The organism is Rhodococcus sp. PML026, from assembly GCF_000963615.1.
GTDB lineage: Bacteria > Actinomycetota > Actinomycetes > Mycobacteriales > Mycobacteriaceae > Rhodococcoides > Rhodococcoides fascians.
The window spans coordinates 430,644-445,057 of record NZ_KQ031375.1 but is presented as its reverse complement, the minus strand read 5'-3'; the positions used below and the strand labels follow the sequence as shown (position 1 = coordinate 445,057).

Annotated in this window: 13 protein-coding genes; 6 read left to right on the top strand and 7 right to left on the bottom strand. The window is 65.7% G+C overall.

The window, feature by feature from the left end; all coding sequences use genetic code 11:
- Window positions 1–8 precede the first annotated feature (8 nt).
- Both galE and VF34_RS17520 read right to left on the bottom strand, forming a co-directional pair.
- The gene (gene galE, locus VF34_RS17525; protein WP_032387297.1) at window positions 9–989 is read right to left on the bottom strand and encodes a UDP-glucose 4-epimerase GalE; all 981 of its coding nucleotides are present in this window, start codon (window positions 987–989) and stop codon (window positions 9–11) included.
- Between the two features lie 46 nt (window positions 990–1,035).
- Window positions 1,036–1,722, bottom strand: coding sequence for an iron-dependent transcriptional repressor DtxR (locus tag VF34_RS17520; protein ID WP_027496875.1), 687 nt, complete (start codon window positions 1,720–1,722; stop codon window positions 1,036–1,038).
- Between the two features lie 185 nt (window positions 1,723–1,907).
- Here VF34_RS17520 and VF34_RS17515 point away from each other — a divergent pair, with 185 nt between their 5' ends.
- Together VF34_RS17515 and VF34_RS17510 are read left to right on the top strand one after the other, a co-directional pair.
- Complete coding sequence (locus VF34_RS17515; protein ID WP_045841789.1) at window positions 1,908–3,176, top strand: acetoin utilization protein AcuC; 1,269 nt, start codon at window positions 1,908–1,910, stop codon at window positions 3,174–3,176.
- A 64-nt stretch (window positions 3,177–3,240) separates the two neighbouring features.
- A complete protein-coding gene (locus VF34_RS17510; protein ID WP_027496877.1) occupies window positions 3,241–5,898 on the top strand; it encodes a bifunctional acetate--CoA ligase family protein/GNAT family N-acetyltransferase in 2,658 nt (885 codons plus the stop codon).
- A gap of 137 nt (window positions 5,899–6,035) precedes the next feature.
- Here VF34_RS17510 and VF34_RS17505 read toward each other — a convergent pair whose 3' ends face one another.
- The 3 genes from VF34_RS17505 to VF34_RS17495 form a co-directional block, all read right to left on the bottom strand.
- Window positions 6,036–7,007, bottom strand: a complete 972-nt coding sequence (locus tag VF34_RS17505; protein WP_027496878.1) for a sigma-70 family RNA polymerase sigma factor — start codon at window positions 7,005–7,007, stop codon at window positions 6,036–6,038.
- Between the two features lie 169 nt (window positions 7,008–7,176).
- Complete coding sequence (locus VF34_RS17500; protein WP_045841927.1) at window positions 7,177–8,658, bottom strand: DUF7782 domain-containing protein; 1,482 nt, start codon at window positions 8,656–8,658, stop codon at window positions 7,177–7,179.
- Window positions 8,659–8,703: 45 nt separating this feature from the next.
- Window positions 8,704–9,072 carry a DUF3099 domain-containing protein gene (locus VF34_RS17495; RefSeq protein ID WP_027496880.1) on the bottom strand — a complete coding sequence of 123 codons (369 nt, stop codon included), beginning with the start codon at window positions 9,070–9,072 and terminating at the stop codon, window positions 8,704–8,706.
- Between the two features lie 91 nt (window positions 9,073–9,163).
- Here VF34_RS17495 and VF34_RS17490 point away from each other — a divergent pair, with 91 nt between their 5' ends.
- Window positions 9,164–9,400, top strand: a complete 237-nt coding sequence (locus tag VF34_RS17490) for a DUF3039 domain-containing protein (protein ID WP_027496881.1) — start codon at window positions 9,164–9,166, stop codon at window positions 9,398–9,400.
- A gap of 38 nt (window positions 9,401–9,438) precedes the next feature.
- Here the strand turns inward: VF34_RS17490 and VF34_RS17485 are convergent, their stop codons facing one another.
- The gene (locus VF34_RS17485) at window positions 9,439–10,503 is read right to left on the bottom strand and encodes a YihY/virulence factor BrkB family protein (RefSeq protein WP_045841788.1); all 1,065 of its coding nucleotides are present in this window, start codon (window positions 10,501–10,503) and stop codon (window positions 9,439–9,441) included.
- Window positions 10,504–10,694: 191 nt separating this feature from the next.
- Between VF34_RS17485 and VF34_RS17480 the strand changes: the two genes are divergently transcribed.
- Window positions 10,695–12,434 carry a DEAD/DEAH box helicase gene (locus VF34_RS17480; RefSeq protein WP_032400812.1) on the top strand — a complete coding sequence of 580 codons (1,740 nt, stop codon included), beginning with the start codon at window positions 10,695–10,697 and terminating at the stop codon, window positions 12,432–12,434.
- Between the two features lie 148 nt (window positions 12,435–12,582).
- Here the strand turns inward: VF34_RS17480 and VF34_RS24740 are convergent, their stop codons facing one another.
- Complete coding sequence (locus tag VF34_RS24740) at window positions 12,583–12,777, bottom strand: DUF7455 domain-containing protein (RefSeq protein ID WP_027496884.1); 195 nt, start codon at window positions 12,775–12,777, stop codon at window positions 12,583–12,585.
- 240 nt (window positions 12,778–13,017) lie between these two features.
- Between VF34_RS24740 and VF34_RS17470 the strand changes: the two genes are divergently transcribed.
- Window positions 13,018–13,947 carry an EamA family transporter gene (locus VF34_RS17470; protein WP_045841787.1) on the top strand — a complete coding sequence of 310 codons (930 nt, stop codon included), beginning with the start codon at window positions 13,018–13,020 and terminating at the stop codon, window positions 13,945–13,947.
- Window positions 13,948–14,018: 71 nt separating this feature from the next.
- The gene (locus VF34_RS17465) at window positions 14,019–14,378 is read left to right on the top strand and encodes a DUF952 domain-containing protein (protein ID WP_045841786.1); all 360 of its coding nucleotides are present in this window, start codon (window positions 14,019–14,021) and stop codon (window positions 14,376–14,378) included.
- Window positions 14,379–14,414: the final 36 nt, after the last annotated feature.

Sequence of the window (14,414 nt, the reverse complement as noted above, 5' to 3'; positions counted from 1 at the left end):
GAGTCTGCTCAGCGAGCCGCGTGAGAACGGTCGCCGAGCTGCTGCAGAAAGTCCCACGCATCGGACACGATGCGATCGAGATCGGTCAACTCCGGCGTCCAGTGCAGTTCCTCGACGGCACGGGCGCTCGATGCGATCAGCACGGCCGGATCACCGAGCCTGCGAGGCGCATGTTCGACGGCAATGGGCAGTCCGGTGACGCGCTTGCACGACGAGATGACCTCGTCGACGGAGAATCCCGTTCCGCTGCCGAGGTTGTAGATGGAGTGCCGACCGGGTTGGGCGGCATCGACGGCGAGGATGTGCGCTTCGGCGAGATCGGCGACGTGGATGTAATCGCGGACGGCTGTGCCGTCGGGAGTGGGCCAGTCCGTGCCGAACACCGAGATCTTCTCTCGCTGACCGAGGGCGACCTGTAATACGAGGGGGATGAGATGGGTCTCGACGACGCGGTTCTCACCGAAACCCTTGTATGCGCCGGCCACGTTGAAGTACCTCAGACTGGTAGCGGCGAGACCGTAGGCCGCTGCGTACGAGGTGATGGCGTGGTCGATCGCGAGCTTGGTCGCACCGTACGGGTTGGTGGGACGTGTGGGGTCATCCTCGGTGATGGGAGTCTTCTCGGGCTCGCCGTAGGTGGCCGCGGTGGAGGAGAACACCAACTTGGGGGTCCCGGAGGACCGGATCGCGTCCAGAAGAGCCAGGGACGTCACTACGTTCCCACTCCAGTACTTGTCCGGCGACACAACCGACTCGCCCACCAACGACTGCGCTGCGAAATGCAGAACTGCATCGAAGTCGCCGCCCGTCAATACTTCCGCCGCGACGTCTTTGATGTCACCCTCGACGAAAGTGGCCCCGGCGGGAACGGCATCCCGATTACCGGTGGACAGGTTGTCCACGACGACGACCTCATGGCCGCGTTCGTCGAGTACCGCCGCGCACACACTGCCGACGTACCCTGCACCACCGGTAACGAGAAGCTTCACTGTTCGATCTCCCTCACACGCGGCAGAGGCCGTCCGTGGGAAGAGATCAGACCTTCTTCACCTGAACGGCATGCGCCATTTCGTCGGATATGTCGACACCACTGTGTCCTGGCACCGTGATCGTCACCGACCCGGGCTTGGCTTCGACTGTAACCCGGGCATCGGGAACCACGCCCGCCTCGCGTAGCTGAGCGATGACCTCGGGGTCGGACTGAACGTGCTCGGCCAAGCGGCGAACGACGACCGCCGTAGGCTCGCCGAGCGGGACGTCGGTGAGACGAATGAGAGCCTCCGGTGCCAGTGTCGTCTGACCCAGACCCAGCTCCGCCAGACCAGGGATCGGATTACCGTACGGCGAGGTCGTCGGGTTGTTCAGCACGGTGACCAACCGGCGCTCGACCTCCTCGCTCATCACGTGTTCCCAACGGCACGCCTCGGCGTGCACATCTTCCCAGCGCAGTCCGATGATGTCGACGAGCAGACGCTCCGCGAGACGGTGCTTGCGCATGACCGCGACGGCCAAGCTGCGGCCCTTCTCGGTCAGCTCCAGATGCCGGTCGCCGGCGACGGACAGAAGACCGTCGCGCTCCATTCGGGCGACGGTCTGACTGACGGTGGGACCACTCTGCTCCAGCCGCTCGGCGATCCGCGCGCGGAGCGGGATGACGCCTTCTTCTTCCAAATCGTAGATCGTCCGGAGGTACATCTCCGTGGTGTCGACCAGATCCTTCACACTCAACCCCTTCGTCGGGTTCGATCCTACCGTCAGCGGCTCTGAATCGGCGCTGCACCCGATGGCGGCGGGCGCGGCGCATCACAACCACGGAAGCCGCTCGCCGTGGCGCGTCACAACCGGGTACCGAAGACAACACCGGAACCCGGCAACACCATCCCGCGCGGCAACGTAGTTTTGTCCGTATGTCTGATCAGGCGACACGCGCCGCCGTATCCATTCCGAACCGTCCCGAGGACATCGTCGTGTGGAGCGCGGACTATCTCGGTTACCGGTGGAGCGACGACCATCCGATGAACCCGACGCGGCTCGATCTGACGATGGCCCTCGCCACCGATCTCGGTGTGTTGGCGGGCGTGGAGCTCGTCGAACCGTCGGCGGCACCGGACTCGGAGCTGCTGCGGTTTCATACCAGCGCGTACATCGAGGCCGTCAAGCGCGCGCCGTCGCAGGGTCCGGCCCTGCGAGACCCCGACGACGTCGTCCACGGTCTCGGTTCCGACGACAACCCGGTGTTCGACCACATGCACGAAGCCAGCGCGATGCTGACCGGCGGCTCCTTGGCGGCCGCGCGTGAGATCGCGTCGGGGCGGGCCAGGAGAGCAGTGAGCATCGGCGGTGGAATGCACCACGCGATGGCCGATTGGGCCTCGGGCTTCTGCGTCTACAACGACGCCGCCATCGCGATTTCGTGGTTGCTGGACAACGGGTTCGATCGCATCGCCTACATCGACGTCGACGCACACCACGGCGACGGCGTCCAAGCAGCGTTTCTCGGTGATCCTCGGGTTCTGACGGTCTCGTTGCACCAGCACCCGGCAACACTGTGGCCGAACACCGGATGGTCGACGGAGGTAGGAACCGAACGCGGAGAGGGTTCCTCGATCAACGTCCCACTGCTGCCCGGAACCGCAGATCGGCTCTGGCTGCGCGCTTTCCACGCGATCGTTCCGGGTGCGATCGGAGCGTTCCGGCCGCAGATCATCGTCAGTCAGTGCGGCGTCGACAGTCACCGCGAAGATCCGCTCGCAGACCTTGCGCTCACCGTCGACGGGCAGAACGCGGCCTTCCTGGCGATGCGCGACCTTGCGGACCGATACTCGGAGGGTCGGTGGTTGGCCGTCGGGGGAGGCGGGTACGGCCTCGTTCGGGTGGTTCCACGGGCCTGGACTCATCTGATCGCCGCTGCCCTCGGCCGCGACATCGATCCGATGGCACCCCTACCCGACACCTGGCGCGAGCGAGTGAGAACCATGGCACCGAGCGTGGATCTGCCCCAGACCATGGGCGACGGTGGGGATGTCGACTATCCCGCCTGGGACGGTCCCGGCGGATCGTTGGCCGGAACGGACGGCACCGACCGGGCACTCGAACGCGTCGACTCGGCCATCATCGCCACTCGTCGAGCAGTGTTTCCGCTGCTCGGACTCGATCCGGAGGACCCGCGTGACTGATTCCACCGGTACCGACCCGGCCGCCGAACAGGCCGCCGCGACAGACGAGAAGAGCAGCAAGGAACTGGCGCGAGAGCGCGCGGAAACAGAGTTTCCGCGGCACTGGGTCGCCGACGTTCTCACGTCGGACGGCGGCGTCGTGCACCTGCGGCCCATCGTGCCCTCGGACTCCGAGGCCATCGTGGCTTTTCACGGACGACTGTCGGAGCGCACCAGATACCTTCGGTACTTCGGCCCCTATCCGACGATGCCGCAGCGGGACGTTCTGAACTTCACCACTGTCGACCATCACGACCGTGTGGCCTTCGTCGCAGTACTGGGCGACGACATCATCGCGGTCGGCCGGTACGAGCGGCTACCCGAGGGCGACGGCAACTCGGCCGAGGTTGCATTCGTCGTCGCCGACGCCCACCAGGGCCGCGGACTCGGACCCATCCTGCTCGAGCACCTCGCGGGCGCGGCCGCCGAGAACGGCGTCAACATGTTCGTCGCCGAGGTGCTGGCCGAGAACCGCAACATGGTCACCGTGTTCCGGGAGGCCGGATATCAGGTGAGCCGTTCCTTCGAGGGCGGCGTCCTACGGCTGGAATTCGCGATCGATCCGAGCGAGGCGTTGCTGTCGGTGCGGAACTCTCGCGAGCGCGCAGCCGAGGCCCGTAGCGTTCGAAACGTACTCAGCCCTCGATCGGTCGCCGTCATCGGCGCATCGACCGACAGCTCCAAGGTGGGCAACGCGGTGCTGGCGAACTTGCTCGCCGGTAACTTCACGGGCCCGGTGTACCCCGTCAACGCCGACCACCGCTCGGTGCGCGGTGTCCGCGCGTACGCCACCGTGCACGACATCCCGGACCCGGTCGACCTTGCTATCGCTGCGGTTCCGGCCGATGCCATCGACGCAGTGCTCGACGACTGCCTGGACAAAGGTGTCAAAGCACTGCTCGTGGTGTCGGGTGGATTCGGCGAGACCGGGCCAGCGGGGCAGGAGAGCGAACGCAGGCTGGTGCTCGCCGCCCGTGCCCACGGGATGCGATTGATCGGGCCCAACGCGCTCGGCGTCGCGAACACCGACCCTGAGTTCGGGTTGAACGCCACATTGGCACCGCATCTGCCGACCCCGGGCAACGTCGGCTTCTTCTGCCAGTCCGGCGCACTCGGCATCGCAATTCTCGACGAGGCAGCCAATCGCCGACTGGGTCTGTCGACGTTCGTCTCTGCCGGTAACCGAGCGGACGTCTCGGGCAACGACCTGTTGCAGTACTGGGACTCCGACCCGGCGACCGAGGTGATCCTGCTGTACCTGGAGAGCTTCGGAAATCCCCGCAAATTCACCCGAATCGCTCGACGGGTCGCGCGCAGCAAGCCGATCATCGCGGTCAAGAGCGGCCGCGGAGCCGTACCACCCGCACACGCCATCGGTGCCGACATCGACGATTCCATCGTCCGAGCGTTGTTCGCCCAAGCCGGAGTGATCCAGGTCGACACCATCTCCGAACTGTTCGACTGCGCAGTACTGTTCGGCAACCAACCCCTCCCGGCCGGCCCACGCGTCGCCGTCGTGGGCAACTCCACGGCCCTGGGAGTCCTGGCCGTCGACGCCGCTCGCGCCAAAGGCTTGCATGCCGATATCCCGACCGACGTCGGACCGCAGGCCGGTCCCGAGGATTTTGCCGCGGCCGTCTCGTCGGCACTGGCCGCCTCCGACATCGATGCAGTGATCGTCGTGTTCGTGCCCCCGGTCGCGGTCGAGGTCGAACCGTTCGCGACTGCGCTGGGCAATGCGGTCCGGGGATCCGACAAGCCGGTGCTGTCGACATTCCTTGCCACCGAAGGTATCCCGGATGTGCTGGCTGTACGCGGGCCCGGCGGGCACCCGGTTCGGGGCTCAGTTCCGTCGTATTCGAGCCCCGAACGAGCCGTGGCGGCACTCGCCGCCGCGTGGCGGTATTCGTCCTGGCGCTCGCGGCCGGTGTCGAATCTGGTTCGACCCAAGAGCATCGACGGCGATCGCGCCAAGCAGCTGGTCCGGGATTGGCGTTCGGCAGGTGGCCAAGGACGCTGGCTGTCGGATTTCGAGACTGCCGAACTGTTGGCCTGTTACGGCCTCGACGTCGTGGCGTTCCGCGCCGTCACCGACGAGAACGAGGCCGTCGCGGCGGCCGACGAACTGGGGTACCCGGTTGCCGTGAAGGCGACAGGGAAGCGGTGGCGGCACCGGCCCGATCTGGGCGGTGTCCGCTTGGACGTCGCCGACGCCTCGGCAGTACGGGTGGCATACCGCAACCTGGCCGCCGAATCCGGAGAGCCGCTACTGCACGTCCAGCGCATGGCAGTCAAGGGAATCGGCTGCGTGGTGCGGGTTCAGGACGACCCGTCGTTCGGATCGCTCATCTCGTTCGGTCTGGCCGGAGTGATCTCGGATCTGTTGGGCGACCGTGCCTACCGTGTGCTGCCGTTGACCGAGGACGAAGCGGCACAGTTGATCGACGCGCCGAAGGCTGCTCCGCTGTTGTCGGGCTATCGAAACGCCGTGCCGGTCAACAAGAGTGCGCTGATCGACCTCGTCCAGCGCATATCTGCGCTGGCCGAGGACATTCCCGACATCCGTGAGATTTCTTGCGAACCGGTGCTGGCATCCGCCGACGGCGCATACATCACCGATGCGCGAGTACGAATCGGGCCCGAACCGACGAAGGCAGACCTGGGTCCCCGACGATTGCGTTGACGAGGACTGTGTCGCCGAAAACGAGAGAAGCGGCGACCGAGCCGACGTCCCGAGGGGAAAGAACGTCGGTTCGGCCACCGCGTCGGATGGCGCGAACGGGAGTGGTCACCGTCGCTCCACCGGTCGGAGAACCGGAATCAGCTGGCGTACGAACGCAACTTCTCGGCGCGGTCACCCTGGCGAAGCTTGACCATCACCTCGCGCTCGATCTGACGCACGCGCTCGCGAGACAGTCCGAAGAGCTTGCCGATCTGATCGAGGGTGCGCGGCTGGCCGTCGTCCAAGCCGTAGCGCAGACGAATGACCTGCTGTTCACGTTCGTCGAGGGTGCCGAGCACGACGCGAACGTCGCTGTGCAGCAGCCCGGCGATGACGGCGTTCTCGGCGGACGTGGCTTCCGAGTCCTCGATGAAGTCACCCAGCGGCGCTTCCTCGTCGCTACCCACCGGCATGTCGAGGCTGACCGGATCCCGGCTGTGGTCCAGCAGATCCGCAATCTTCTCGACTGCGATGCCCGATTCACTCGACAGCTCTTCGTCGGTTGCCTCGCGTCCGAGCTGCTGATGCAGCTCCCGCTTGATCCGGGCGAGTTTGTTGACCTGCTCGACGAGGTGGACAGGGAGCCGAATCGTTCGGCTCTGATCTGCCATGCCGCGAGTGATGGCCTGACGGATCCACCACGTTGCGTAGGTCGAGAACTTGAAGCCCTTCGCGTAGTCGAACTTCTCCATGGCGCGAATCAGGCCCAGGTTGCCCTCCTGGATCAGGTCGAGCAACGGCATTCCGCGACCGGTGTAGCGCTTGGCGAGCGAGACGACCAACCGGAGGTTTGCTTCGAGCAGATGGCTGCGCGCCGCGCTTCCGTCCCGCACGATGATGGCCAGGTTGCGCTTCTTGACTGCGCTCAACCGTTTCGTGTTCTCGAGAACCTGCTTGGCGTACAGACCTGCCTCGATCCTCTTGGCCAGGTCGACCTCTTCTTCAGCCGTCAGCAACGCGGTGCGGCCGATGCCGTTGAGGTACACGCGAACGAGATCGGCTGCTGGGCTCTGGGCGTCCAGATCGGCATCGGTGGGCCGCGGACGAATCGTGGTGCTGGGGCTGGTCATGACTTGCCTCCTGGTCGGTGGTGTCTCACAGGTTCAACGCTCGGGACGCTCCGATAAGTTCCCACGCCGATCCTTGTGATACCCGCCTGACCAGGGAATACGGCGGGTCCGTCCTGAGAAGTTGCTGAGAACGTTCGCAGCGGGAACGGCAGCGCAGCCCCAGGTCCGTTCAGGGAGCCGGCAACACGAGTCCGTGCCGCACCAGACCCTGCATCAACGTCACCGCATGCCCCGCCAGTTCGTCGGCATCCTCACCGTGCGCGGCGGCGAGCAGCTCGACCAGTTCGCCCACCGCGAGCCCACCCGGACGCAGGCCTGCTAGAAGCGCGGCACCGAGATCGTCGACGTCGTGCTGCCACTGTGGTCCGTTTCCCCGGTGGACACGGATCGCCACTGGAGCCCAGCCCTCGTCGCCGGGAAGAAACACCCGTTCGAGCGCGGTGTTGGGGTCGAGAGTCAGTACCGAGTCGAGAATGTCGTTGTCACGGAGCCACTCGAGCCGAGAGAAATACTCGAGCGACTCGTTCCCGAGCGGGTCGGAGAACCCGTGCGTCAACTCCTCGGCGAGCAGATCCGTCGGAGAGTCCGTCTTGCGTAGATAGACGAACCCGAAACCGACGCCCTCGACACCCGCGGCGGCGAAATGATCGAGCCAGGACTGGGCCACCGCGGCCGCATCGGGGTCGCGCGGGTCCAAACCGCCGTCGCGCATCCAGGTGCCCACATACAGAGCGGGGTCTGCCACGTCACGCTCGACCACCCAGGCGTCGACGCCGTGGGCGGGAAGCCAAGACGCCACTCTCGTACGCCAGTCCTCGCCCTCGATGTGCACCCACGACGCGAGGATGGCAGCAGTCCCACCGAGGGTGAGGTGCTCGGGTGCCTGGGCGATCATCAACGCGCTCGCACCGTCGAGGTCGAGGCCGGAATCTCGGTACGAGTGCAGTACTTCGGCTCGTCCCACGACGAACGGGGGATTGGCGACGATCCGATCGAACGTACGTCCGGCCACCGGCTCGAACCACGAACCGTGCAGCAATTCGACGTCGAGACCGTTGAGGGCCGTCGTCGCTGCCGCCAGATGCATCGAACGCGGGCTGATGTCGGTCGCGGTCACCGTCGTTGCGTAGTCGCACGCGTGGACGGCTTGGACGCCGCATCCGGTTCCGACGTCGAGGACGGTGTCCACTGAAGAGGTCGGTGTACCGCGCAACAACGACAGCGACGCCTGGCCGACGCCGAGCACATGATCGGTGGCCGTGTCGGCGACGCGCATGCTGCCGTCAGGGTCGGAGACGATCCACCGGGTTCCGTGCCCGGCGTCGAGGGGCCGGATGTCGAGCAGGGTGCGCACCGTGGATCCGGTACGAGTGAGAATACCGGCCGAGACGGCTTCGGAGACGGTCAGCGGTGCGAGAGCGGCCGCGACCTCGTCCTCGGGGCAGTCGTCGACCAGCAGGAACAATCGCACCAAGACACCCAGATCTCCGCCGCCGAGGCTCGCGTTGCGGACCGGTACCGGTTCGCTGCGTCCCAGTGCGGCGTGGGCGTCGGAGCCCAGCAACCTCAGGACGCCGTCGGCGTCGTAACCCGCGCGATCGAAGGCTTCACGGAGGGCAGCGGCGGCAGCGACCAGTGGGGACGGAGAAATCTGTGCGTTCACCGAGCAAGTGTCGCACCGCCTGTCGGCTTCCTGTCAGTCCTCGCCGGCTTCGATCACGCGGTGATTGCTCGATTCGATGGCTGGACTGTCGATGGTCCGGTAGTCGTACCGGCTCATTTCGTCCTTGGTACGCGGCGGCCGATCGTTCGCGATCAACACCGCCATCCATGGGAGCGGAATGGACAGACCGACGATCGCCATGGATATCCATGGGTTCATCCACATTCCGTATGCCAGTGCAGCGAGCACCAAGGCCGGTATGCGGAAGGACATGATGAACATGTACTTGCGGACACGCGCTTTGTGCTGCTCTTCCACCGACTGTTGCGCCTCGGTGATCAGGACGGGCCCATCCGGCGAGTCGCTGTACGCGCTTCCGTCGAACCCTGGGGTTCTCGTCATACCTCCACTGTGGCACTACCGCTCACAGATTGCATACGACGAGCTGTGCGACCGGTTCGAACACAGTGTGGCGACGGATTAATCTGTGTTCATGAGCACTCAGACGAAGGACCGTCCCGACATCGCTCCGGACGAAACCACCGACGATGACCGGCCGAAATTCTTCCATTACGTCAAGAAGAACAAGATCGCCGAAAGCGCCGTCATGGGTACCCATGTGGTAGCGCTGTGCGGCGAGGTGTTTCCGGTCACCAAGTCTGCAAAACCGGGCTCACCGGTGTGCCCGGACTGCAAGAAGGTCTACGAGGGCCTCAAGAAGGGCGAGTGACGGCTCACGTTCGACGGTGACTCCGCCGGGCCCGACCGTCACTGAGACGGTTCGGGCCGGTCGGATCGCTGCCGATCGCCGACCACTTTGATCGGGCCTGTGGCCAGACGCCGCGCTACCGCGGTCACCGGTCCCGACGGCTTGTCGTCCGCCGCTGCCTGCGCTGCGAGCCACTCACGCATTTGATCCATTCGGGTTGCTCTGGCCGGCCAGAACTCCTGGATCGTCGCGTTGAACTCGGCTCCGAGGACCACGGCGAAGCCGAGAAAGAACGTGAAGAGCAGAAACGCGATCGGAGTTGCCAGCGCACCGTAGGTGTAGCCGGTGCTGGTGACCCAGGTCAGGTACCGGCGGAGTACGGCGCTGGCAATCATGAAGAACACCCCGGCCAGCAGTGCTCCGCCGAGCAGACGATGCCAGGGCAGTGACGTGTGCAACGCCAGCTTGTACAACGTGGTCAGTCCGATGATCAGCAGCAAGCCGACGGCCGGGTAGTACAGGAAGTCGACGAGTTCGCTGCCGACGGTCAGCCACGAATCGGGCAGTATCTGCTGTACGTACACCGGTCCGAGTGCGACGAGCGGAAGCACGAACACCGCGATGATCAGGAAGCCGACGTACAGGAGCAGTGCGAAGAACCGCTGCCAGACGGGATTTCGCGCGTCGGCCTGCCCGTGTGCTTCGACGATGGAGTCCACGAACGTCGAGATCGCCGACGAGCCCGCCCACAGCGAGAGCAGAAAGCCGACCGAGACGATTTCGCCACTGCCCTGTGCGAGTACGTCTCGGACGGTCGGCGCGATGATCTGATCGACGACACTGCTGCTGAAGAGCGTGTTGCTGAAGGTGATGATCTTCGATTCGATGATGTCGACGGTGTTGGGGCCGAACCATCCTCCGACGAAACCGAGACTGCCCAGCACCCCGAGCAGAAGGGGCGGTAGCGACAGCGTCTGCCAGAAGGCGGCGGTCGCGGCCTTGCTGAAGATCGAATCGTCCCAGGCCTTGCCGAGCGTGCGCAGAGTCACTTTCCACACCGCACGTAGCGGGTTTCTCGCCGACAATCGCGGCGGTGTGGGAGTTGGGCCTGCAGACTCGCTCATGGTGCCTCCAGCATTCCTGACCGATGCCGACTTCGCCTAACGACCGACGCGCCGTGTCGCGTCCGACATCACCCCAGCGATGCGGGATCCGTCGGTACGGAGCGATAGGCTCCTCGGCGGACACTGCAGGGCTACCGAGAGCGCGAGGAATTTACATCGATGCCAGGAACCGGCGGCCAGTGAGCGCTGACATGTTCGATCCCACACCACCATCCACCGATCAGACGGCTGCGCCCGTCGCCGGCGGGGCACCGCTACGTGCCTGGCAGCGACGCGCGCTGACGAAGTATCTCGTCGCCTCGCCCAAGGATTTCCTGGCGGTGGCGACCCCGGGTGCAGGTAAGACCACGTTCGCCCTGCGCGTCGCCGCCGAACTGCTCGCGCACCGCACCGTCGATCAGGTGACGGTGGTGGCACCCACCGAGCACCTCAAGCATCAGTGGGCCGAGTCGGCGGCGCGGGTGGGCATCGCGTTGGACTCGCGCTTCTCCAACTCGACCGGGCAGACCTCGAGTGACTACCACGGTGTGGTGGTGACCTACGCGCAGATCGCCTCGCATCCGTTCAAGCACCGAGTGCGCACGGAGGCCCGCAAGACTCTGGTGATCCTCGACGAGATCCACCACGGTGGTGACGCGAAGAGCTGGGGCGAGGGCATCCGCGAAGCGTTCGGCGACGCCACCCGACGCCTTGCGTTGACGGGTACTCCGTTCCGCAGCGACGACAGTCCCATTCCGTTCGTCAATTACGAACCGGATCAGGACGGCCTGATGCGGTCGAAGGCCGATCACGCGTACGGCTACTCCGACGCCCTCGCCGACGGTGTCGTTCGCCCGGTCGTCTTCCTCGCGTATTCCGGGGAGGCACGGTGGCGGGACAGCGCAGGCGAGGAGTACACCGCTCGGTTGGGCGAGCCGCTGAATGCGGAGCAGACCGCCCGGGCCTGGCGTACCGCCCTCGACCCGCAGGGCGACTGGATGCCCGCGGTGCTGTTGGCTGCGAACACACGATTGGCACAGTTGCGGTCGGGCGGTATGCCCGACGCAGGTGGTCTCGTGATCGCGACCGACCAGACGGTGGCGCGGGCCTACGCCAAGCTGATCGAGGTGATCACGGGGGAGACGCCGACCCTCGTCCTCTCCGACGACCCCACATCCTCGGCTCGTATCGCCGAGTTCGGCAAGAGTGATCAGCGGTGGATGGTTGCCGTTCGCATGGTGTCCGAGGGTGTCGACGTTCCGCGTCTCGCCGTCGGCGTCTACGCCACCAGTGCATCCACTCCGCTGTACTTCGCGCAGGCGATCGGCCGTTTCGTGCGATCACGCCGTAAGGGCGAGACGGCGAGCGTCTTCCTGCCGTCGGTACCGGTCCTGCTCGACCTCGCCTCACAGCTCGAAGCTCAGCGCGACCATATTCTCGGCAAGCCCCACCGCGAGAAGGACGGCTTCGACGACGAGCTGCTGGCCGACGCCAACAAGCAGAAAGACGAGCTGGGCGAGGAAGAGAAGGCGTACACCTCCCTCGGCGCGGATGCCGAGCTCGATCAGGTGATTTACGACGGGTCCTCGTTCGGGACCGCGACGTTCTCGGGCAGCGACGAAGAAGCCGACTATCTCGGGCTCCCCGGCCTGCTCGACGCGACGCAGATGCGCGACCTGCTTCGCCAGCGTCAGCAGGAGCAGATCGACAAACCCGCTCCGGGCCCGGCGGTCCCCGCGCCTGCCGTCGTCAACGACAGGGCCACCAGTGCCGGCCAGTTGGCCGGCCTGAGGCGGGAACTGAACAGTTTGGTTGCGGTGTACCACCACCGGACGGGGAAGCCGCACGGCGTCATTCACGGCGATCTGCGTCGAATCTGCGGTGGCCCGCCGACGGCGATGGCATCGGCGGAGCAGCTGGGTGAGCGAATCGCGCAGTTGCGCAAGATGTAGCACCCGACGGACGAGTGCTGCCGGCGGACTGTGCCGGTGACACGACAACGACGGACGGTCCAGAGACCGTCCGTCGTTGTGATCGTGCGTTGATGCAGTTGTATCGGTACAGCTGTGGCGAACTGGCGTCCCCCGACGAGTCGGTGGGCTACACCGTGGAGTCCGATTCGGTCATCACCGTTGCGTTCACTTCACGCAAGCGGGCTTCGTGCTCGGTGGCGTGGTGACCGCAGAAGAGAAGCTCTCCACCGGTCGAGAGCACGACACGCGCGCGAGCCCCTGCACCGCACCGGTCGCACCGGTCCGCTGCTGTCAATTGTGGGCTGGTCAATGTTCCGGGCATGACTCCTCCGTACTGGCTTGCGGGTATGTCCCGTTCGCCTGGGGCCGGTCCGCCGCGTCGGTATGGCGCGGTTTGTTCACTCTGTCAGACGTATGGCGGTCACGCGTTGTTCCCGAGCGCGTTTCTTTGTGTTGTCACTAACACGAAACATGTCCTACGAGCAGGAACGCCGTGGATCCTGTTCGCTGACAGCTGACAGCTGATACGGAATCGGACGGGTGGCGGCAGTAGGGTCCCGGTGTGGCTTCGACTTCTTTCTCGCTGTCCGGCGCTTCGAGGCTGGGTATCCCGTCGCTGTTCGTGATCGGTGCCGTATGCATGTACGTCGGTGCGGCCATCGGAGTGTTCCTGTTCGACACGGTGAACCCGGCTGCGGTGGCCTGGCTGCGGGGCTTCGGTGCCGCTGTCGTCCTGATCGCCTGGCGTAGGCCGTGGCGTCGACGCGGCGGTGCCGGATCCGTCTGGACGGTACGACGCGCGGTGACCGCCGCCGCGTTCGGAGCGGCCACCATCGGCATGAACGTGATGTTCTACGAGGCCATCGCTCGGCTGCCCCTCGGTGCGGCGGTCGCCATCGAGTTTCTGGGCCCCATCGTCGTGGCCGCAGCAGGATCTCGGAAGCTCACCGATGCACTCGCGGTCGTTCTGGTGGTCGCCGGCGTTGCTGCCATCGCGTCGGCTCAGTTCGAGGGCGGCGAGGTGGGATTGATCGGAATCGCGTTCGCGCTCGGTTCGGCGGCTCTGTGGGCGGCGTACATCGTGCTGGGCAAGTCCGTGGCCGACGCCGGGCAGGGGCTCGACGACATGGCTGCCGGTTTCGGAATCGCATCGGTGGTTCTCGCCGTGCCGCTGTTCGCACCGTTCGCATTCGCGCACACCGACGTTCTGAGCGACTGGCGCATCTGGGTTCTGGGCCTGGGCGTCGGATTGCTGTCGAGCGTCGTTCCGTACGTTCTCGACCAGTACGTCCTGGTCCGAGTGGGTCGGGCTCGCTTCGCGTTGCTGTTGGCGTTGCTGCCCGCGACCGCGACTGTCGTCGGTGCCGTGGTGCTGACCCAGGTGCCGACGCTGCTCGAGTCCCTGGGAATCCTTGCCGTCATCGCCGCAGTGGTGCTCGGTGGCCTGCCGGGCCGAACGCGCGGTGGGGCACCCACGCTGCCCCCGCCCTGACTTCCAGGACACGGCTCGGGGACGCGCGGGGTAGGGGCCACGAGGCCCCGAGAACCCGGCACAATGGCGGTGTGACCGATCGAACCGACGTCCTCGTACATCTGTGCACCACGGAGGAGTGGTCGAGAATCCGGGGCGGTACCGAGTACACGCCGGAGTCGTTCGCCGAACTGGGTTTCGTTCACCTCTCCACACCCGAGCAGGTGCATCTGCCCGCGAACCGGCTCTTCCCAGGACGCACCGATGTGGTGCTGCTGACGCTGGACCCAGCGCGGTTGAGTGCGCGGGTGCAGTGGGAGCCTGGTGTGCCGTCCGACCCGCAGTCGATGCTGTTTCCGCACCTGTACGGACCGCTACCGCTCGAGGCCGTCACTGCCGCCGTCGAGTACCGACCGGGGCCCGCCGGGGATTTCGGAACGCCAGTGCTCTGACAAAACCTGGCAGTCGCCAGTAACGAGAAGCGACCG

Coding starts and splice junctions, on each gene's coding strand:
- VF34_RS17490 (WP_027496881.1), top strand. CDS start 9,164: ATGAGCACTCAGACGAAGGACCGTCCCGACATCGCTCCGGACGAAACC.
- VF34_RS17495 (WP_027496880.1), bottom strand. CDS start 9,072: ATGACGAGAACCCCAGGGTTCGACGGAAGCGCGTACAGCGACTCGCCG.
- VF34_RS24740 (WP_027496884.1), bottom strand. CDS start 12,777: ATGCCCGGAACATTGACCAGCCCACAATTGACAGCAGCGGACCGGTGC.
- VF34_RS17505 (WP_027496878.1), bottom strand. CDS start 7,007: ATGACCAGCCCCAGCACCACGATTCGTCCGCGGCCCACCGATGCCGAT.
- VF34_RS17480 (WP_032400812.1), top strand. CDS start 10,695: ATGTTCGATCCCACACCACCATCCACCGATCAGACGGCTGCGCCCGTC.
- VF34_RS17515 (WP_045841789.1), top strand. CDS start 1,908: ATGTCTGATCAGGCGACACGCGCCGCCGTATCCATTCCGAACCGTCCC.
- VF34_RS17485 (WP_045841788.1), bottom strand. CDS start 10,503: ATGAGCGAGTCTGCAGGCCCAACTCCCACACCGCCGCGATTGTCGGCG.